This window comes from Streptomyces sp. NBC_00210, assembly GCF_045160975.1.
Lineage (GTDB): Bacteria > Actinomycetota > Actinomycetes > Streptomycetales > Streptomycetaceae > Streptomyces.
The window spans coordinates 2,195,116-2,214,589 of the sequence record NZ_CP108120.1 but is presented as its reverse complement, the minus strand read 5'-3'; the positions used below and the strand labels follow the sequence as shown (position 1 = coordinate 2,214,589).

Sequence of the window (19,474 nt, the reverse complement as noted above, 5' to 3'; positions counted from 1 at the left end):
GGTCATCGCGCCTCCCCGGCGGTGGCCAGCCCCGGTTCTGCCAGCGCCTCCGGGAGCACGACGGTGAACTCCGCGCCTCCGCCGGTCGCCTCGCGCACCCGCGCGCTGCCGCCCTGCCGTTCGGCGAGCCTGCGCACCAGCGCGAGACCCAGGCCGCGCTTGCCGTGGGCGGGGAGTTCCTTGGTGGACCAGCCCTCGGTGAAGATCAACTCGCGCTGTTCGGGCGCGACTCCGGGCCCGCTGTCCGCGATCCGCAGGACGACCGCGCGGCCCTCAGCGCGCAGCTCTACCTCGATCCGCGGCTGCGGTGAGCCGGCGGCCGCGTCCAGCGCGTTGTCCACGAGATTGCCGACGACGGTCACCAGACCGCGCGGGTCGACGAGCCGGTCGGGCAGCAGGGTCCCGGGCGCGATGAGCAGCGATACGCCGCGCTCCGCCGCGACCGTCGCCTTGCCCACCAGCAGCGCCGCCAGCAGTGGATCGTGGATCTTCTCGGTGACCTGTTCGGCCGTGGCCCGGTGCACCCCGACCACCTCGGTGACGAACTCCACCGCCTCCTCGTGCATCTCCAGCTCGAGGAGTCCGAGCAGGGTGTGCATCCGGTTGGCGTGCTCGTGGTCCTGGGCGCGCAGCGCGTCGATCAGCCCGCGGGTGGAGTCCAGCTCACGGCCGAGCTGCTCCAGCTCGGTCCGGTCACGAAGGGTGGCCACCGCGCCGCCGTCGTCGGTCGGCATACGGTTCGCGATCAGCACCCTGTTGCCGCGCACGGTCAGCAGATCCTCGCCGGTGACCCGGCCCGCCAGCACATCGGTGGTGCGGCCCTCGCCCAGTACCTCGTCGAGCGGCCGCCCCGTGGCCTCTTCGCCGAGGCCGAGCAGCCGCTGCGCCTCGTCGTTCATCAGCCGGACCCTGCCCGCCGCATCGAGCGCCACGACCCCCTCCCGGATGCCGTGCAGCATTGCCTCGCGCTCGGCCAGCAGCCCGGAGATGTCGGAGAAGGCCAGGTCGCGGGTCTGCCGCTGCAGCCTGCGGGAGATCAGATAGGCGGCCAGGGCTCCGACGGCCAGTGCCCCTCCGGCGTAGGCGAGCAGTCCGGGGATCGCCGCCAGCAGCCGGGCGCGCACGCTGTCGTACTCGATACCGACCGAGACCGCGCCGACGATCGTGCCGTCGTCGACGCGCAGTGGCACCTTTCCACGGGCTGAGCGGCCGAGCGTCCCGCTGTCGATCTCCATCACCTCATGGCCCGCGAGCGCCGCGCTGGGGTCGGTCGAGACGACCCGGCCTATCTCCTCGCGGGAGGGGTGGGACCAGCGCACCCCGCGCTTGTCCATGATCACGATGTACTCGGCGCCGGTCGCCCGCCGAATGCGCTCGGCCTCGGCCTGCACGGGACCGCCAGGGGTCGGCTGTGATCCGAGCAACTCGTCCGCCACCTCCGAGGAGGCGGTGGTCTCGGCGATGGCAAGCGCGCGGCGCATCGCCTGGTCGTCGAGCTGAGAGCTGAGCGGGGCGAGGAAGAGGCCGGTGGCAAGCACGGTGACACCGGTGGCGATGACCAGCTGCATCAGCAGGACCTGCGAGTAAACCCGATGCGGCCAGCCGAACCGCCGGCGTCGGGCGAGGGCGGTCGGTACGGGACTCATGTCTAGGCACGGTAGAGGGCGGGGGGCCCTTTCTGAAACCTCCGGTTCCACGCGCACCGCCTCGGCGGCCGACGGCCCCCATATCGCCGCAGGCCGTACCAGAACTATGGCAGCGGCCTGGGCGGGCGGGGCCCGTTGTACTGCCCGCGCGGGCGCATCCGCAGCGGGCGCTCCTCGTACTCCTCCAGCGCGTGAGCGATCCAGCCCGCGGTACGCGCCACGGCGAAGACGGTCTCGCCCGCTTCGGCAGGCATCCCACAGGCCACCGACAGCACCGCGAGCGCGAGGTCGACATTGGCGTGCAGCTGCACATGGCGAGCCGTCGTCGTCTCCACCTGGCGGGCCGCCTCCAGGGCGGGGCGGGCGGCGGGGATGTCGGCCAGTACGCCGAACAGCGCCTCTGCCCGCGGGTCCGGGCCGGGGTAGAGCCGGTGGCCGAGGCCCGGCACCCGTCGTCCGGCCCGCAGATGGTCCGCCACGACGGCCGCCGCGCTGCCGCGCTCCAGCACCTCGCTGAGCATCCGGTGCGCGAGACCGCTCGCGGCTCCGTGCAGCGGACCTTCCAGCGCGCCGAGACCGGCGGAGACGGCGGCGTACGGATGGGCACGTGCCGAGGCCGCAACGCGTACGGCGAGTGTCGAGGCGGCCAGATCGTGGTCGATCAGCAGCGAGAGCGCCATGTCCAGGGCTCGTACGGACTCCTCGTGCGGGCTCTCGGCGGTCAGCCGTGACCACAGCCGCCAGGCGATCCTGCCCGTGCCGCGGTGCCGCCGGCCGACTGTGGGGAGCGCGTCGACCAACGTGGGGATCAGCGTGCGTGCGCTGCCGAGCACCGCATCCCGGTCCAGGTCGAAGCGGAGCGGATCGGCGATCGCCGCGGCGATCGCGGCCACCCGCAGCCGGTCCGTCGACCCGGTCTCCGCGGGCAGGGCATCGACGGCACGGCGGGCGGCCGCGAGTGCGTCGTCGGGGGCGGTGAACCGGACGCCCGCCCGCAGGGTGCCGGTCCAGAGCCAGTCGGCGATCTCCTCGTAGTGGTAGCGGAGGGCGAGTTCGGTCGCGTCCACTCCGCGGAAGTAGTAGCGGTCCTTGTCGATCAGCGTAATGCCGGTACGGAAGACGAGGTCGCCGGAGGGCTGGGAATCCCGCCTGGTCCGGCGCGCCAGGGCGTCGACCTCCTGGGCGTCGAAGGTACTGCCGCGGCCGCCGGGACTGCGTCGGCTGGTGAGCTGGCCCCGGCTCACATACGCGTACACCGTCTCGGGTTTCACACCCAGCCGCTCGGCGGCCTCCCGAGTGGTGAGCCGGGGTCCGTCCGCCGCTTGATCCGTCATGAGGCCACCGTATCCATATTGATTCAATCAACATTGACAATGATCCAGTCCAGCATAGACAGTCAAGTCAAGGACGACTGGAGGAAAGACATGTCGATCACCGGAACCACCGCATCCCTCGACGTACCGCGCGGACTCGCGGGTGTCGTCGTCACCGACACCGCGCTCGGCGACGTACGAGGACGGGAGGGCTTCTACCACTACCGCCAGTACTCGGCCGTCGAGCTCGCGCAGAGCAGCGGCTTCGAGGACGTATGGCATCTGATGTTCCACGGCCGGCTGCCGGACGCCTCGGAGCGTGCGGCCTTCATGGCGCACACGGCGTCACTGCGCCGACTGCCGGACGACGTACGCGACGCACTGCCCGCCATCGCGCGCTCCTGCGCCCCCTCGGGCCCGCTCGCCGGACTGCGCACCGCGCTCTCCCTGCTCGGGGCGTCGGCAGGGCTGCGACCCGTCTACGACCTGGACGGCGACCGCCGAACGACGGACGCGCTCGCCGCCTGCGCGGCCGTTCCGACGCTGCTCACGGCGCTGTACCGGCTGGGCCAGGGACTTGAGCCCGTCGAGCCGCGCGACGATCTGCCCTGTGCCGCCAACTACCTGTACATGCTGACCGGTTCGGAGCCGGAGCCCGCCCGCGCCCGAGCGGTCGAGCAGTACCTGATCTCCACCGTCGACCACGGTTTCAACGCCTCGACGTTCACCGCTCGCGTCGTCGCCTCCACCGGCGCCGACATGGCCGCCTGCCTGGTCGCGGCGGTGGGCGCGCTGTCCGGCCCGCTGCACGGCGGGGCGCCGAGCCGCGCGCTGGACACGCTCGACGCGATCGGCACCCCGGACCGCATCGAGCCATGGATACGGGAACGGGTGCTGGCCGGTGACCGCATCATGGGCTTCGGACATCCCGTCTACCGCACCGAGGACCCCCGCTCGCGCATGCTGCGCGGCATCGCCGAGAGCTTCGGCGGACCGCTGGTGGAGTTCGCGGTCGAGGTCGAGCAGCGGGTCGAGGCCATCCTCGCCGAACTCAAGCCGGGCCGTGAGCTGCACACGAATGTGGAGTTCTACGCGGGCGTCGTCATGGAACTGTGCGGGCTGCCGCGGGAGATGTTCACCCCGACCTTCTGTGCGGCCCGGGTCGTCGGCTGGAGCGCCAATATCCTGGAGCAGGCGGCCGATTCGAAGATCATCCGCCCGGCGGCCCGCTATGTCGGACCCCCGCCGCCGCAACCCGTACCGCACATGTGAGGAAGGCCCCGTTGCCGTCGCCGAGCCAGCAGATCCCCGTCATCGTCCTCGCGGGCTTCCTCGGATCGGGCAAGACCACCTTGCTCAATCATCTGCTCAGAGCCAGCCGCGGCACCCGGATCGGCGCCGTCGTCAACGACTTCGGCTCCATCGAAATCGACGCCATGACGGTGGCCGGACAGCTGGGCGACTCCACGGTCTCACTCGGCAACGGCTGCCTGTGCTGTGCCGTAGACGCGAGCGAACTCGACCTCTACCTGGACAAGCTCACGGGGCCCTCCGCCCGCATCGATGTCATCGTCATCGAGGCGAGCGGGCTCGCCGAGCCCCAGGAGCTGGTGCGCATGCTCCTCGCGAGCGAGAACGAACGGATCGTGTACGGGGGACTGGTCGAGGTCATCGACGCGGCGGAGTACGAAGCCACGCGCGAGAAGCACCCCGAGATCGACCGGCATCTGACCGTCGCCGACCTGGTGGTGCTCAACAAGACGGACCGCGTATCCGCCACGGAGCTCGCCCGCATCCGCCAGAGCCTCGGTACCGCCGCCGCGGTGACCGAGGCCTCGTACGGCCGGATCGACCCGGACCTCCTCTTCGACCGCAAGCCGCTCACCGAGCGGGTCGGCCAGCTCTCCTTCGAGGATCTGTGCGCGGACGAGCACGATCACCGGCATGCGGACCATCTGCACGCCGCGTACGAGAGTGTCGACTTCGCGGCGCGGGCGCCCATGGACCCGCGCCGGCTGATGGACTTTCTCGACTCCAGGCCCGAAGGGCTCTACCGGATCAAGGGATTCGTCGACTTCGGCACGGCGGACCCGCGCAACCGGTACGCCGTGCACGCGGTCGGACGGTTTCTGCGCTTCTACCCGGAGCCCTGGCCGCGGGGCGCCGAGCGCCTCACACAGTTGGTGCTCATCGGCTCCGGCGTCGACGCCGACAAGCTGCGCACGGAGCTCGACGAGTGCCGGACGACCGGACCGCAGGACGCCCCCGCCGAGCACAGCATGTGGGGCGTCCTGCGGTACGTACAGTCCGAACCGGAGACCGACTAGTCCGGCAGATCCGACCGGACAGCCCTAGCTCGCCGGGCCCGCCAGCACCGCCACCGCCGAAGTCAGTGGCGTGCCCGAGCCGTCGCGGCGCGGGTCGGGCTCCGGCAGTTCGGCCGGTGAGCCGTTCTTCTGCGCCGCACGGGCCGGGGTAGCGCCCGCCCAGGCCAGCACGAGCACGTCCTCGCCCTTGAGGAAGCGCTGGCAGCGCACGCCACCCGTCGCCCGCCCCTTGCGCGGGTACTGGTCGAAGGGCGTGAGCTTCGCCGTCAGCACGGAGTCGTCCAGCGTGCCGTGCGAGCCCGCGACCGTGAACACCACCGCGTCCGCCGCCGGGTCCACCGCGGTGAACGAGATCACCTCGGCGCCCTCGGACAGCTTGATGCCTGCCATGCCGCCCGCCGCCCGGCCCTGCGGCCGCACCTGGCCTGCCGGGTAGCGCAGCAACTGGGCGTCGGAGGTGATGAAGACCAGGTCTTCCTCGCCCGTACGCAGCTCGGCAGCGCCGACGATCCGGTCACCCTCCTTGAGGGCGATGACCTCCAACTCGTCCTTGTTCGCCGGATAGTCCGGCACGACGCGCTTGACGACACCCTGCAGGGTGCCGACCGCCAGGCCGGGGGAGGACTCGTCGAGCGTGGTCAGACAGACGATCCGCTCGTCCGCCTCCAGGTTGAGGAACTCCGAAACCGGCGCTCCGCCCGCGAGGTTGGGCACGGACGCGGTGTGCGGCAGCTGTGGCAGATCGATCACCGCGAGCCGCAGCAGCCGCCCGGCAGAGGTCACCGCGCCCACATCGCCACGCGCGGTCGCCGGGACCGCCGAGACGATCACATCGTGCTTGGTGCGCCTGCCGCCTTCGTCGGACAGCGGCTCGCCGGTGACCGTACGCGCCAGCAGACCCGTCGAGGAGAGCAGCACCCGGCAGGGGTCGTCCGCGACCTCCAGAGCCACCGCGGCCACCGGCGTGCCCGCCGACTCCAGCAGCACCGTGCGCCGCTCGGTGCCGAACTTCTTCGCCACAGCCGCCAGTTCGGACGAGACCAGCTTGCGCAGCTCCGTGTCCGAGTCCAGGATCGCGGTCAGCTCCTCGATCTCGCGGTTCAGTCGGTCGCGCTCGCTCTCCAGCTCGATCCGGTCGAACTTGGTCAGCCGGCGCAGCGGGGTGTCCAGGATGTACTGCGTCTGGATCTCGCTCAGCGAGAAATGCTCGATCAGCCGCTGTTTCGCCTGCGCCGAATTGTCACTGGACCGGATGAGGCGGATGACCTCGTCGATGTCCAGCAGCGCGACGAGCAGGCCCTCCACCAGATGCAGCCGGTCGCGCCGCTTGGTCCGGCGGAACTCGCTGCGCCGGCGCACCACGTTGAAGCGGTGGTCGAGATAGACCTCGAGCAGCTCCTTGAGACCCAGCGTGAGCGGCTGGCCGTCCACCAGCGCCACATTGTTGATGCCGAAGGACTCCTCCATCGGCGTCAGCTTGTAGAGCTGCTCCAGGACGGCCTCCGGGACGAAGCCGTTCTTGATCTCGATGACCAGCCGCAGACCGTGGGAGCGGTCGGTGAGGTCCTTGACATCTGCGATGCCCTGGAGCTTCTTCGACGAGACCAGGTCCTTGATCTTCGCGATCACCTTCTCCGGCCCGACCGTGAAGGGCAGTTCGGTGACGACGAGGCCCTTTCGGCGTGCGGTGACATCCTCCACGGAGGCCGTCGCGCGGATCTTGAAGGTGCCGCGGCCCGACTCGTACGCGTCCTTGATGCCCGCCAGGCCCACGATGCGGCCGCCGGTCGGCAGGTCGGGCCCGGGGACGAAGCGCATCAGCGTCTCGAGATCCGCGCCCGGGTGCTTGATCAGATGGCGGGCGGCGGCGATGACCTCGCCCAGATTGTGCGGCGGCATGTTTGTCGCCATGCCGACCGCGATCCCGGACGCGCCGTTGACCAGCAGATTCGGGTACGCCGCGGGCAGCGCGACGGGCTCGCGCTCCTGTCCGTCGTAGTTCGGCGAGAAGTCGACAGTGTCCTCGTCGATCGACTCGGTCATCAGGCTGGTCGCGTCCGCCATCCGGCACTCGGTGTACCGCATGGCGGCGGGCGGGTCGTCATTGCCGAGCGAGCCGAAGTTGCCATGGCCGTCGACCAGCGGCAGGCGCATGGAGAACGGCTGTGCCATCCGCACCAGCGCGTCGTAGATCGACGCGTCGCCGTGCGGGTGCAACTTACCCATGACCTCGCCCACGACGCGGGCGCACTTCACATAGCCGCGGTCGGGGCGCAGGCCCATCTCGTTCATCTGGTACACGATCCGGCGGTGTACAGGCTTCATGCCGTCCCGTGCGTCCGGCAGGGCCCGGGAGTAGATCACCGAGTACGCGTACTCGAGGAAGGAGCCCTGCATTTCGTCCACGACGTCGATGTCGAGGATCTTCTCCTCGAAATCGTCCGGAGGCGGGGTCTTCGTGCTGCGGCGGGCCATCGCGGCTGCTGCTCCTTCACGTACCAGGTCTGGATCTGTCGCGGACCATTGTGGACCGTCCCACTGACAGCGCCGACCGCGACCCGGGAACTTCGCCAGGTGTCAGCGCGCTTGCATACAGTGGCAGGGCTGACAGAAAGAACAGCATCGCGATCGAAGGGACGTACATGCCCATGGGTCACACGGCCACAGCGCAGGCCGGTTCCGGCGGCCTGACAGCGACAGAGCACCGGCTGGCCAACGGCCTGCGTGTGGTGCTCTCCGAGGACCATCTGACCCCGGTGGCCGCGGTCTGCCTGTGGTACGACGTCGGCTCGCGCCACGAGGTCGAGGACCGTACCGGACTTGCCCACCTGTTTGAACACCTGATGTTCCAGGGCTCCGGCCAGGTGAAGGGGAACGGCCACTTCGAGCTGGTGCAAGGGGCGGGCGGCTCGCTGAACGGCACCACCAGCTTCGAGCGCACCAACTACTTCGAGACCATGCCCACCCACCAGCTGGAGCTCGCGCTCTGGCTGGAGGCCGACCGGATGGGCTCGCTGCTCGCCGCGCTCGACGACGAGTCGATGGAGAACCAGCGCGACGTCGTCAAGAACGAGCGCCGCCAGCGGTACGACAACGTCCCGTACGGCACGGCCTTCGAGCGGCTGACGGCCCTCGCCTACCCGGAGGGCCACCCGTACCACCACACGCCGATCGGCTCGATGGCCGACCTGGACGCGGCCACCCTCGAGGACGCCCGCGCCTTCTTCCGTACGTACTACGCGCCGAACAACGCCGTGCTGTCGGTCGTCGGCGACATCGACCCGGAGCAGACGCTCGCCTGGATCGAGAAGTACTTCGGATCCATCCCGGCTCATGACGGAAAGCAGCCGCCCCGTGACGGATCGCTGCCGGAGATCATCGGCGAGCAGCTGCGCGAGGAGGTTGTCGAGGAGGTGCCGGCCCGTGCGCTGATGGCCGCCTACCGGCTGCCGCACGACGGCACGCGCGAGTGCGACGCCGCGGATCTGGCGCTCACCGTCCTCGGCGGCGGCGAGTCCTCCCGGCTGCACAACCGTCTGGTGCGCCGGGACCAGACGGCCGTCGCCGCCGGTTTCGGGCTGCTGCGCCTGGCCGGCGCACCCTCGCTCGGCTGGCTGGACGTCAAGACGTCCGGCGGTGTCGAGGTCCCCGAGATCGAGGCCGCGGTCGACGAGGAGCTTGCGCGGTTCGCGGCCGAGGGCCCCACGCCCGAGGAGATGGAGCGGGCGCAGGCCCAGTTGGAGCGCGAGTGGCTGGACCGGCTCGGCACGGTCGCAGGCCGCGCCGACGAACTGTGCAGGTACGCCGTGCTGTTCGGCGACCCGCAGCTCGCACTGACCGCCGTGCAGCGGGTGCTGGACGTCACCGCCGAGGAGGTGCAGGCGGTCGCCAAGGCCCGGCTGCGCCCGGACAACAGGGCGGTGCTCGTCTACGAACCCGTCAACGCCGAGCAGAGCGACCAGGAAGAGGGAGCGGACCAGTGACCGACGCTGCCGCGTCTTTGACGACCATGGAGTTCCACCCGCAGCCGGCGGCCGGCCCGGCCCGGCCGTGGGCGTTCCCCGCCCCCGACCGGGGCACCCTGGACACCGGGCTCACCGTGCTGCGCTGCCACCGCCCCGGCCAGCAGGTGGTGGCGGTCGAGATCTCCCTCGACGCCCCGCTGGACGCCGAGCCCGAGGGCCTCGACGGGGTCGCCACGATCATGGCGCGCGCCCTGTCGGAGGGCACCGACAAGCGCAGCGCCGAGGAGTTCGCGGCCGAGCTTGAGCGCTGTGGTGCCACCCTCGACGCGCACGCCGACCATCCCGGCGTCCGCGTCTCCCTGGAGGTCCCGGTCTCCCGGCTGCCCAAGGCGCTCGGCCTGCTCGCCGAAGCGCTGCGCGCACCCGCCTTCGCCGACAGCGAGGTGCAGCGGCTCGTACGCAACCGTCTCGACGAGATCCCGCACGAGACGGCCAACCCGGCCCGCCGTGCCGCCAAGGAGCTCTCCAAGCAGCTCTTCCCGGCCGAGGCTCGCATCTCGCGCCCCCGCCAGGGCACCGAGGAGACCGTGGCACCGATCGACGCCGCGGCCGTACGGGCCTTCTACGAGGCGCATGTCCGGCCCGCCACCGCCACCGCGGTGATCGTCGGCGATCTGACCGGGGTCGACCTGGACGCGGTGCTGGCCGAGACCCTCGGCACCTGGACGGGCGACAAGGCAGAGCCCCGTCCCGTACCGCCGATCACCGCCGACGACACCGGCCGCGTGGTGATCGTGGACCGGCCGGGCGCCGTGCAGACGCAGCTGCTGATCGGCCGCATCGGTGCGGACCGGCACGACCGCGTGTGGCCCGCGCAGGTGCTCGGCGCGTACTGCCTGGGTGGCACCCTCACCTCCCGCCTCGACCGTGTGCTGCGCGAGGAGAAGGGCTATACGTACGGCGTACGGGCCTTCGGCCAGGTGCTGCGCTCCGCTCCCGACGGGTCGGGCGCCGCGATGCTCGCCATCAGCGGCTCGGTGGACACCCCGAACACCGGACCGGCGCTGGACGACCTCTGGAAGGTGCTGCGTACGCTCGCGGCAGAGGGGCTGACCGACGCCGAGCGGGATGTCGCCGTGCAGAACCTGGTGGGTGTCGCCCCGCTGAAGTTCGAGACGGCGGCGTCCGTCGCGGGCACGCTCGCCGACCAGGTCGAGCAGTTCCTCCCGGACGACTACCAGGCGCAGTTGTACGTCCGGCTGGCCGAGACGGGCACTGTCGAGGCGACGGCGGCAGCCGTAAGCGCCTTCCCGGTGAACCGCCTTGTCACCGTGCTCGTCGGCGACGCCGCGCAGATCGAGGAGCCGGTGCGGGCGCTTGGCATCGGTGAAGTGAGTGTTGTCACAGGCTGATTGACAAAGCCGGTGCTCCTCGGCCGGCAAACAACTCCTTACAAACAAACGGAACCCCGGCATCCATAGCGGCGCCGGGGTTCCGTGTTATGTCCGCTTTGTTGGAGAGGCTGCCTGTCTGCCCTGTGGCATGCGCTACAAAAAGGCCTGTCTGTTTGGTGATTGAAAGTGGCCCCGCCTAGCGTCGGTCCGGCTGTCCGCCAGAAGCCCGCCGCATCCGCGGCATCGGACAGTCATCGCCGAGTCCCCGTCAGGCGCGAGCCTGGGGAGCCGGGGACCCACTCAGTCCCTGGGGTGAATCGGACGCCTTCGCACCCGCGGAGGGGCCCGTAGGAGACCTTCCTGCTCCGAACCCGTCAGCTAACCCGGTAGGCGAGAAGGAAGGAAAGGACCAGCCACTTCATGGCGTTCACCCGTGCCACCGGGAAGCACCGTGCCCCGAGCCGCCTGTCGCGACGCAGCGCGAACATGGCGGGCGCAGCGGCCCTCGCCACGACCGGCGTCATCGGAACCCTCGCTTCCCCGGCGCTCGCCGCCAACACGAGCACGCCCGCGGTCGAGGACACCGGCCTGACCCAGGTGGTGACCGCCGAGACCCTTGCGGACCAGATCGCCGACCAGGCCGCCACCCAGAAGCAGGAGGCCGCCAGGGCGAAGGCCGCGGCCGAGGCGAAGCACAAGGCCGAGGCCCGTGCCAAGGCCGCCCGCGAGGCCAAGGAGCGCGCCGCCCGCGACGCCGAGCGCAAGCGCCTCAACTCCTTCGTGGCCCCGGTCTCCGGCTCGTACATCTCCACCGGCTACAAGGCCGGCGGCGCCATCTGGTCCTCCGGCAGTCACACGGGCATCGACTTCCACGCGGCGTCCGGCACGACCGTGCACGCGGTCGGCTCCGGCACCGTCGTCGAGGCCGGCTGGGCCGGCGCGTACGGGAACAACGTCGTGATCAAGATGAAGGACGGCTCGTACACGCAGTACGGCCACCTCTCGTCGATCAGTGTCTCGGTCGGCCAGAGCGTCACCCCGGGCGAGCGGATCGGTCTCTCCGGCGCGACCGGCAACACCACCGGGCCGCACCTGCACTTCGAGGCCCGGACCAGCCCCGAGTACGGCTCCGACATCAACCCGGTCGCGTACCTGCGTGCGCACGGTGTGAACGTCTGAGCGGACAGCTCGTACGGCTCGTAGAGAGGGCCCCGGCGTGCCGCCGGGGCCTTCTGCGTTTGGGGCGCTGGCCAAAAGATATCCATGGATTCCAGAGAGCCTTCGGAAAATCGTGCTCGCTGCAATAGAGTCGACCGAACAGACGTCAATCGGCTGCGTTTCGCGCGGATTAAAGCGGAGGTTCGGTCATGCGCATTCCCGCGCACTCGGTATGCACGGCGATCCGCGACGACATCGTCTCCGGTGTATTCGAGCGGGGCAGCCGGCTGACCGAGGAGCAGCTGGCGCGCCGCTACGGCGTCTCACGCGTCCCGGTGCGCGAGGCTCTGCGCACCCTTGAGTCCGAGGGTTTCGTCACCACCCGCCGGCACGCCGGTGCCTGCGTCGCCGAGCCGACCGAGCAGGAGGCCGCCGACCTGCTCGAGATCCGGATGCTGCTGGAGCCGCTGGGTGCCGCGCGCGCCGCCCAGCGCCGTACCGAGGCGCACCTCAAGGTGCTGCGTGGCCTGGTCAGACTGGGTCAGGAGCGGGCGCGCCGGGGCCAGGGCGAGGATCTGCGCTCACTGGGCGGCTGGTTCCACGAGACGCTCGCGCAGGCCTCCGGCAGCCCCGGCCTGACCGCCCTGCTCACCCAACTGCGGCACAAGATCGCCTGGATGTACGCCGTCGAGCAGCCGGCCAAGCCCGTCGACTCCTGGGCCGAGCACGGCGCGATCGTGGACGCCGTGGCGCGGGGCGACGTGGAGCGGGCCCGGGCGCTGACCAGCCTGCACGCCGAGCGTGCGGCAGCCGCGCACCGGCTGCGCCGTCCCGAGCGGGTGAGGACTTCGCAACATGCCGTAAACACCGAGAGCGTCCGCAATTAACAGTCACGCCGTATACAAAGGGAAGACAATTGAGGGCGCTGTAATTCTGCTGCCCGAATTCACGGTGCCCGGCCCCGAAATGAACGGAGCCGCGGTCTCCCGAATTCGGGATGCCGCGGCTCCGCGTTGAGCAAATTCGACTGTGGCCTCGGACTTCCGGGCTCGGACCGTTCGGTCCTGGATTCTGGGACGCAGACGGCTCGGCTCGGACTCTCGGGGTCAGACGGTCTCGGGAAGCTCCTCGAGACCTTCGGCAACCAGCCTGGCCAGCCGGTCCAGCGCAGCCTCGGCGCCGTCCGCCTCGGAAGCGAGCACGATCTCCTCGCCGCCCTGCGCGCCCAGGCCGAGCACCGCGAGCATGGAGGCCGCGTTGACCGGCTCGCCGCCGGCCTTGGCGATCGTCACCGGGACGCCGGAGGCAGTGGCGGCACGGACGAAGATGGAAGCGGGGCGGGCGTGAAGGCCCTCGGCCCAGCCGACGTTGACGCGGCGCTCAGCCATGGTGTTGCCCTTCAAGTCATAGCGGTTGTCTAGACCAGTCTCTCATGTGGTGCGGAGTGCTCGAACCGACCGCTGGGTGAGCCGTACGCTTTCTCCCATGCAGACCCAGCCGGACCATGCGTATCCCGATCACTGGGAAGCAGACGTGGTGCTGCGCGACGGCGCAACCGCGCGCATCAGGCCCATCACCACTGAGGACGCCGAGCGTCTGGTCAGCTTCTACGAACAGGTCTCGGACGAGTCGAAGTACTACCGCTTCTTCGCACCCTATCCCCGGCTCTCCGCCAAGGATGTGCACCGTTTCACCCATCACGACTATGTGGACCGGGTGGGTCTCGCGGTCACGGTCGGCGGCGAGTTCATCGCGACCGTCCGCTACGACCGGATCAACGCTGAGGGCCGTGCCGCGAGCGCCCCCGCCGACGAGGCCGAGGTCGCCTTCCTGGTGCAGGACGCGCACCAGGGGCGCGGTGTCGCATCCGCGCTGCTCGAACACATCGCGGCGGTGGCCCGCGAGCGGGGCATCCGGCGGTTCGCGGCGGAGGTGCTGCCCGCCAACAACAAGATGATCAAGGTGTTCCGGGACGCCGGCTACACCCAGAAGCGCAGCTTCGAGGACGGCTCAGTCCATCTGACCCTAGACCTGGAGCCGACCGCCGAGTCCCTCGCGGTCCAGCGCGGGCGCGAGCAGCGCGCCGAGGCCCGGTCCGTGCAGCGTCTCCTCGCACCCGGGTCGGTCGCTGTCGTCGGTACCGGCCGTGCGCCTGGCGGTGTCGGGCGCACGGTGCTGCGAAACCTCCTCGACGCGGGGTTCACGGGCCGTACGTACGCAGTGAACCGCGCACTGTCCGACGACCAGCGGGAGATCGAGGGGGTACCGGCCTTCCGCTCCGTCGGCGAGATCGTCGCCGAGACCGGGGAGCCGGTCGACCTCGCGGTCGTCGCCGTCCCCGCGGAGCGGGTGCCGGACGTGGTCGCCGACTGCGGCGAGCACGGCGTCCAGGGGCTGGTCGTGGTGACCGCCGGATACGCCGAGAGCGGCGCGGCCGGGCGGGAGCGCCAGCGCGAACTGGTGCGGCAGGCCCGCTCGTACGGCATGCGCATCATCGGCCCGAACTCCTTCGGCATCATCAGCACGGCGGAGGCCGTCCGGCTCAACGCCTCGCTGGCCCCGCACCCCCCGGCCGCGGGCCGTATCGGCCTGTTCACACAGTCCGGCGCGATCGGCATCGCACTGCTGTCGGGGCTGCACCGGCGTGGCGCGGGCCTGTCGGCCTTCATCTCGTCCGGCAACCGCGCCGACGTCTCCGGAAACGACTTCCTGCAGTACTGGTACGAGGACCCGGACACCGATGTCGTCCTGCTGTACCTCGAATCGCTCGGCAACCCACGGAAGTTCACGCGGCTCGCCCGGCGTACGGCGGCGGTGAAGCCGGTGGTCGTGGTGAAGGGCGCGCGGCACAGCGGCAGCGAGCCGCCGGGGCACGCGGTGCCGGTGACCCGGATCCCGGACGCGACGGTGGGCGCGCTGATGCGGCAGGCGGGCGTGATCCGTGTTGACACGTTCACCGAACTCGTCGACGCGGGTGTGCTGCTGGCAGGGCAGCCGCTGCCGGCGGGGCCGCGGGTGGCCATCCTCGGCAACTCCGAGTCGCTCGGTCTGCTGACGTACGACGCGTGCCTTGCGGAAGGCCTGCGTCCGATGCGGCCGCGCGACCTTACGACAGAGGCGACACCCGCGGACTTCCGGGCGGCGCTCGCCGAAGCGCTGGCGGACGACGCGTGCGACTCCGTCGTGGTGACGGCGATTCCGTGGGTCGGTGAGAACGGTGTGACGGAAGAGGGCCACGGGGAGATCCTGGCGACGGCGCTGCGGGATGCGGCGGCGAAGTCCGAGGCGAAGCCGGTGGCGGTGGTGCATGTGGAGCTGGGGGGCCTGGCGGAGGCACTGTCGGCGGCGACGAGCACGATGCCGGGGCCGACGACGGGCGTTTCTGCCCGCCCCCGCGCCGTCCTCAAGCCGGAGGCAGGCCCCCAGCCGCCCGTGTCGACGCCCGAGACCTCCGGTGCGGCCACCGCTGCCCCGCTCCACTACCGCATTCCCGCCTACCCCGCCGCCGAGCGGGCCGTCCGCGCGCTCTCCGAGGCGGTCAAGTACGCCCAGTGGCGCCGACACGCCGCCGATCCCGGCAGAGTCCCCGAGTACGAGGACATCGACGAGGCCGGCGCCGCCGCCCAGATCGAGCAGCTCCTCGGCGGGTACGACGACCCTCGCGGCTTCACCCTCGTCCCCGACGCGGCCCAGGCGCTCCTCGGCCGGTACGGCATCGACGTGCATCCCGCCCTCGCCGCCCCCGGTCCCGACGCCGCCGTCCGGGCCGCCGAACGGCTCGGCTACCCCGTCGCCCTCAAGACCACAGCCCCGCACCTCCGCCACCGCGCCGACCTCGGCGGCGTACGGCTCGATCTGGCCAATGAGGCCCAGCTGCGCCAGGCATTCAGCGAGTTGACCGACGTCCTGGGCAAGCCCGAGGAGCTGCAGCCCGTCGTCCAGGCGATGGCTCCCCGTGGTGTGGACACCGTCGTACGGGCCGCCATCGACCCCGCCGTCGGCGCCGTCCTGTCCTTCGGGCTCGCCGGCGCGGCCTCCGAGCTGCTCGGCGACACCGCGCACCGGCTCGTTCCCGCCACCGACCGTGACGCCGCCGAGCTGATCAGGACCATCCGGACCGCCCCCCTCCTCTTCGGCTGGCGCGGCTCTGCGCCCGTTGACACTCCGGCCCTCGAGGAACTGCTGCTCCGGGTGTCACGACTGGTCGACGACCATCCGGAAGTGGTCGGAATCAGCCTCGAGCCGGTCGTAGTCGCTCAGCGTGGCCTCTCCGTGCTCGGCGCCTCCGTACGCCTCGCCCCGCCCCCCGCCCGCACCGACCTGGGGCCCCGCCGACTCCCCAGCTACTGAGCGCTCACCGCCCCCACGGGCCCGTAGGATGGACCGCATGGCGAAGACCGGTACGACGACCCAGGGGCTGCGCGCGGCGATCGAGCGCAGCGGCTACTACCCGGCCCTCGTGGCCGAGGCGGTGGAGGCCGCTGTCGGTGGCGAGCAGATCGCGTCGTACCTGGTGCACCAGGAGACGACGTTCGACGCCAACGAGGTGCGCCGCCATGTCACCGTCCTCGTCCTGACGGCCAACCGCTTCATCGTCAGCCACACCGACGAGCAGGCCGCCGACTCCAGCTCCCCGACGCCGTACGCCACCACCTCCACCGAGTCGGTCAAGCTCGGCCGCATCTCGTCCGTCGTGGTCAGCCGCGTCGTCGCCAACCCCGAGTCGTACACCCCGGGCACCCTGCCCCGTGAGGTCGTCCTCACCATCGGCTGGGGCGCCGTCTCCCGCATCGACCTGGAGCCCGCCGCCTGCGGCGACCCCAACTGCGACGCGGACCACGGCTACACCGGCAACTCCACCGCCGACGACCTGAGCCTGCGCGTCAGCGAGGCCGGTGACGGCCCGGACGCCGTCCGTCAGACGCTGGCCTTCGCCCAGGCGCTCTCCGAAGCCACGGCAGCCACGCGCTGATGGTCCTGCCCACAGCGCAGTCCGCCACCTGGCCCGACGAACCCGTTCCGCTTGCCCTCGACACCGCGCCCGTCCCGGACTACGGCAGCGGATCACTCGCCGATCTGCTGCCCACGCTCGCCGCGGGCCAGGGCGTACCGGGACTGGTCCAGTCGATCCCCGAGCTCACCCCGGCCGACCGGAACTGCGTCTTCCTGATCGACGGCCTCGGCTGGGAGCAGATCAAGAACCACCCGGACGAGGCCCCGTATCTCACCTCGCTGCTCGGCACCTCGCGCGGCGGCACCGGGCTGCCCATCACGGTCGGCTTCCCCGCCACCACCGCCACCTCGCTCGCCTCCGTCGGCACCGGCCTGCCGCCCGGCTCGCACGGCCTGCCCGGTTACACGGCGCGCAACCCGGAGACCGGCGAGCTGATGAACCAGCTGCGCTGGAAGCCCTGGACCTCCCCGCTCGTCTGGCAGCCGTACCCCACCGTCTTCCAGCTCGCCGACGAGGCGGGCGTGCACACCGCGCAGGTGTCGTCCCCGGCCTTCCAGGACACCCCCCTCACCAAGATCGCGCTCAGCGGCGGCAGCTTCCTGGGCCGGCTCTCCGGCGAGGAGCGCATGGACCTCGCGGCCGAGCAACTGGCCATGGGGGATCGCTCGTTGGTGTACACGTACTACAGCGAAGTGGACGGCAAGGGCCACCGCTTCGGCGTCGACTCCGACGCCTGGCGCGGCCAGCTGATGTACGTGGACCGGCTGGTGCAGCGCCTCGCCGAGCAACTCCCGCCCCGCTCCGCCCTGTACGTCACCGCCGACCACGGCATGATCGACATCCCCTTCGACGAGCAGTCGCGCATCGACTTCGACGAGGACTGGGAGCTGCGCGCCGGAGTGGCCCTGCTGGGCGGCGAGGGCCGGGCCCGCCATGTCTACGCCGTACCCGGCGCCGAGTCCGATGTGCTGGCCGTCTGGCGCGAGGTGCTCGGCGAGCAGTTCTGGGTGGCCAGCCGGGACGAGGCGATCGCGGCGGGCTGGTTCGGCGCCCGGGTCGACGAGCGGGTGTACGGGCGTATCGGCGACGTTGTCGCGGCGGCCCACGACGATGTGGTGATCACCGCGTCGATCAACGAGCCCCATGAGTCGGCGATGGTCGGCATGCACGGCTCCATGACCCCCGTCGAGCAGCTCGTCCCGCTCATCGAAGTACGCTCGTAACCTCCTTAGCGGCCCCGGACGCGCCCCCAGACCCGAAAGGTCGTCAACTCCCCATGCCCGAGCTGGTGTTCTTCTCCGGAACGATGGACTGCGGAAAGAGCACCCTCGCTCTTCAGATCGAGCACAACCGGTCCGCGCGCGGACTCCAGGGCATGATCTTCACGCGAGACGATCGCGCGGGCGAGGGCAAGCTGTCCTCCCGGCTCGGCCTGGTCACCGACGCGGTCGAGGCCGCGGAGGGCTTCGACTTCTACGCGTATCTCGTCGACCGTCTCTCCAAGGGCGGCCGCTGCGACTACGTGATCGCGGACGAGGCGCAGTTCCTGGCGCCCGAGCAGATCGACCAGCTGGCCCGCGTCGTCGACGACCTCGACCTGGATGTCTTCGCCTTCGGCATCACCACCGACTTCCGCTCCAAGCTCTTCCCGGGCTCACAGCGGCTCGTCGAACTCGCCGACCGGGTCGAGGTGCTGCAGGTCGAGGCGCTGTGCTGGTGCGGGGCGCGGGCCACGCACAACGCCCGTACCGTCGGCGGGGTGATGGTCGTCGAAGGCGCCCAGGTCGTCGTCGGGGACGTCAACCAGTCGCCGGACGAGATCGGCTACGAGGTGCTGTGCCGGCGCCACCACCGGCGGCGGATGACCGCCGCCACGGCCCGCGCGGCCGCCCTCTCCCCGGACGTGCTGCCCGTGGACGTCAACGGTTCGACCGTACGATCGTGAAGACCGCGCCCTCCGGGTCCGCGACGGTCGCGAGCCGGCCGCTGGATGCCTCCCGGGGCGGGTACAGCACATGTCCGCCGAGTTCGGCCACCTTGCGCGCGGCGTCGTCGGTGTCCTCGACCTCGAAGTAGGTCATCCAGTGCGAGCCGCGGTCGCGCGGCAGGGCGTTGCCGACGCCGTGCAGGGAGGCGACGGGGCGGCCCTCCAGGTGCAGGGTCACATAGTCGTAGTCGGCCGAGACGATGCTCTCGAGCTCGTAACCGAAGACCGCCTGGTAGAACTTGCCGACCGCTGAGGTCTCGGCGGTCAGCAGTTCGTTCCAGACCGGTGTGCCATGCGTGCCGTACACCGCCGTGCCGCTGTGGGCCGTGGGCTGCCAGACGCCGAAGACCGCGCCCGCCGGGTCGGTCACGACGGCCAGCCGGCCGGCGTCCTCGGCGTCCAGCGGGCCGACCCCGACCGTGCCGCCGCAGCTCCTGATCGTCTCGACGGTCACATCCGCGTCGTCGGTCGCCATGTACGGCGTCCAGGCGATCGGCAGTTGCCGTTCGGCCGGGAGCCGGCCGATGCCCGCGACCTCTTTGCCGTCGATCAGCGCGCGGACGTACGGGCCGAGCTGCCGGGGGCCGGGGGAGAAGTCCCAGCCGAACAGCCCTCCGTAGAAGTCCTGGGTCGCGTCAAGGCCGTGCACCATCAAACTCACCCAGCAGGGCGTGCCGGGGGTGCGCCGAGTCGCCTCGGTCATTGTCACTCTCTCCTCGGACCATGTGGT

The 19,474-nt window shown here is 70.9% G+C and carries 15 protein-coding genes and 1 riboswitch; of the genes, 10 read left to right on the top strand and 5 right to left on the bottom strand.

The genetic code is table 11. The features are described from left to right. Positions 1 to 2: 2 nt before the first annotated feature. The gene (locus tag OG729_RS09955; protein ID WP_405805596.1) at positions 3 to 1,646 is read right to left on the bottom strand and encodes an ATP-binding protein; all 1,644 of its coding nucleotides are present in this window, start codon (positions 1,644 to 1,646) and stop codon (positions 3 to 5) included. Positions 1,647 to 1,750: 104 nt separating this feature from the next. Continuing rightward, positions 1,751 to 2,980 carry a citrate/2-methylcitrate synthase gene (locus OG729_RS09950; protein ID WP_405805595.1) on the bottom strand — a complete coding sequence of 410 codons (1,230 nt, stop codon included), beginning with the start codon at positions 2,978 to 2,980 and terminating at the stop codon, positions 1,751 to 1,753. A 90-nt stretch (positions 2,981 to 3,070) separates the two neighbouring features. Between OG729_RS09950 and OG729_RS09945 the strand changes: the two genes are divergently transcribed. Beyond that, complete coding sequence (locus OG729_RS09945; RefSeq protein ID WP_405805593.1) at positions 3,071 to 4,231, top strand: citrate synthase/methylcitrate synthase; 1,161 nt, start codon at positions 3,071 to 3,073, stop codon at positions 4,229 to 4,231. 11 nt (positions 4,232 to 4,242) lie between these two features. Then, positions 4,243 to 5,286 (top strand): CobW family GTP-binding protein, encoded by a 1,044-nt coding sequence (locus OG729_RS09940; RefSeq protein WP_405805592.1) that lies wholly within the window; start codon positions 4,243 to 4,245, stop codon positions 5,284 to 5,286. 24 nt (positions 5,287 to 5,310) lie between these two features. Here OG729_RS09940 and OG729_RS09935 read toward each other — a convergent pair whose 3' ends face one another. Then, on the bottom strand, positions 5,311 to 7,761 hold the full coding sequence (locus OG729_RS09935; RefSeq protein WP_405805591.1) for a DNA topoisomerase (ATP-hydrolyzing) subunit A: 2,451 nt from the start codon (positions 7,759 to 7,761) through the stop codon (positions 5,311 to 5,313). Between the two features lie 167 nt (positions 7,762 to 7,928). On the opposite strand from OG729_RS09935, the gene OG729_RS09930 reads away from it, so the two are divergent. The 4 genes from OG729_RS09930 to OG729_RS09915 all read left to right on the top strand — a co-directional run bounded on the left by OG729_RS09930 (position 7,929) and on the right by OG729_RS09915 (position 12,690). Continuing rightward, entirely contained in the window at positions 7,929 to 9,269 is a 1,341-nt protein-coding gene (locus OG729_RS09930; protein ID WP_360870148.1) for a pitrilysin family protein, read from the top strand. After that, a complete protein-coding gene (locus OG729_RS09925) occupies positions 9,266 to 10,663 on the top strand; it encodes a pitrilysin family protein (RefSeq protein ID WP_360870151.1) in 1,398 nt (465 codons plus the stop codon). The genes OG729_RS09930 and OG729_RS09925 overlap by 4 nt, the downstream gene beginning before the upstream one ends. Positions 10,664 to 10,890: 227 nt before the next feature. Further along, a riboswitch (cyclic di-AMP (ydaO/yuaA leader) is annotated at positions 10,891 to 11,053 on the top strand. Positions 11,054 to 11,065: 12 nt separating this feature from the next. Further along, positions 11,066 to 11,824, top strand: a complete 759-nt coding sequence (locus OG729_RS09920) for a M23 family metallopeptidase (RefSeq protein WP_405805589.1) — start codon at positions 11,066 to 11,068, stop codon at positions 11,822 to 11,824. A 188-nt stretch (positions 11,825 to 12,012) separates the two neighbouring features. Beyond that, positions 12,013 to 12,690 carry a GntR family transcriptional regulator gene (locus OG729_RS09915; protein WP_360870157.1) on the top strand — a complete coding sequence of 226 codons (678 nt, stop codon included), beginning with the start codon at positions 12,013 to 12,015 and terminating at the stop codon, positions 12,688 to 12,690. A gap of 219 nt (positions 12,691 to 12,909) precedes the next feature. On the opposite strand, the gene OG729_RS09910 is transcribed toward OG729_RS09915, so the two are convergent. Continuing rightward, positions 12,910 to 13,191: an HPr family phosphocarrier protein gene (locus OG729_RS09910; RefSeq protein WP_360870160.1), complete on the bottom strand. Its 282-nt coding sequence runs from the start codon at positions 13,189 to 13,191 to the stop codon at positions 12,910 to 12,912. 97 nt (positions 13,192 to 13,288) lie between these two features. Between OG729_RS09910 and OG729_RS09905 the strand changes: the two genes are divergently transcribed. From OG729_RS09905 to OG729_RS09890, 4 genes are read left to right on the top strand one after another with little or no spacing between them, the layout of a single operon-like run. Beyond that, positions 13,289 to 16,153: a GNAT family N-acetyltransferase gene (locus OG729_RS09905; protein WP_405805588.1), complete on the top strand. Its 2,865-nt coding sequence runs from the start codon at positions 13,289 to 13,291 to the stop codon at positions 16,151 to 16,153. Positions 16,154 to 16,190: 37 nt separating this feature from the next. Continuing rightward, positions 16,191 to 16,775, top strand: a complete 585-nt coding sequence (locus OG729_RS09900) for a DUF5998 family protein (protein WP_328667560.1) — start codon at positions 16,191 to 16,193, stop codon at positions 16,773 to 16,775. Continuing rightward, positions 16,775 to 17,980, top strand: a complete 1,206-nt coding sequence (locus OG729_RS09895; RefSeq protein ID WP_405805587.1) for an alkaline phosphatase family protein — start codon at positions 16,775 to 16,777, stop codon at positions 17,978 to 17,980. The genes OG729_RS09900 and OG729_RS09895 overlap by 1 nt, the downstream gene beginning before the upstream one ends. 53 nt (positions 17,981 to 18,033) lie before the next feature. After that, positions 18,034 to 18,702, top strand: a complete 669-nt coding sequence (locus tag OG729_RS09890; protein WP_360870170.1) for a thymidine kinase — start codon at positions 18,034 to 18,036, stop codon at positions 18,700 to 18,702. On the opposite strand, the gene OG729_RS09885 is transcribed toward OG729_RS09890, so the two are convergent. Next, positions 18,677 to 19,447: a VOC family protein gene (locus tag OG729_RS09885; protein ID WP_360870173.1), complete on the bottom strand. Its 771-nt coding sequence runs from the start codon at positions 19,445 to 19,447 to the stop codon at positions 18,677 to 18,679. The two genes, OG729_RS09890 and OG729_RS09885, sit on opposite strands and share 26 nt — an antisense overlap. Between the last annotated feature and the right edge of the window lie 27 nt (positions 19,448 to 19,474).

Coding starts and splice junctions, on each gene's coding strand:
- OG729_RS09955 (WP_405805596.1), bottom strand. CDS start 1,646: ATGAGTCCCGTACCGACCGCCCTCGCCCGACGCCGGCGGTTCGGCTGG.
- OG729_RS09950 (WP_405805595.1), bottom strand. CDS start 2,980: ATGACGGATCAAGCGGCGGACGGACCCCGGCTCACCACTCGGGAGGCC.
- OG729_RS09945 (WP_405805593.1), top strand. CDS start 3,071: ATGTCGATCACCGGAACCACCGCATCCCTCGACGTACCGCGCGGACTC.
- OG729_RS09935 (WP_405805591.1), bottom strand. CDS start 7,761: ATGGCCCGCCGCAGCACGAAGACCCCGCCTCCGGACGATTTCGAGGAG.
- OG729_RS09930 (WP_360870148.1), top strand. CDS start 7,929: ATGCCCATGGGTCACACGGCCACAGCGCAGGCCGGTTCCGGCGGCCTG.
- OG729_RS09920 (WP_405805589.1), top strand. CDS start 11,066: ATGGCGTTCACCCGTGCCACCGGGAAGCACCGTGCCCCGAGCCGCCTG.
- OG729_RS09915 (WP_360870157.1), top strand. CDS start 12,013: ATGCGCATTCCCGCGCACTCGGTATGCACGGCGATCCGCGACGACATC.
- OG729_RS09910 (WP_360870160.1), bottom strand. CDS start 13,191: ATGGCTGAGCGCCGCGTCAACGTCGGCTGGGCCGAGGGCCTTCACGCC.
- OG729_RS09905 (WP_405805588.1), top strand. CDS start 13,289: ATGCAGACCCAGCCGGACCATGCGTATCCCGATCACTGGGAAGCAGAC.
- OG729_RS09900 (WP_328667560.1), top strand. CDS start 16,191: ATGGCGAAGACCGGTACGACGACCCAGGGGCTGCGCGCGGCGATCGAG.
- OG729_RS09895 (WP_405805587.1), top strand. CDS start 16,775: ATGGTCCTGCCCACAGCGCAGTCCGCCACCTGGCCCGACGAACCCGTT.
- OG729_RS09890 (WP_360870170.1), top strand. CDS start 18,034: ATGCCCGAGCTGGTGTTCTTCTCCGGAACGATGGACTGCGGAAAGAGC.
- OG729_RS09885 (WP_360870173.1), bottom strand. CDS start 19,447: ATGACCGAGGCGACTCGGCGCACCCCCGGCACGCCCTGCTGGGTGAGT.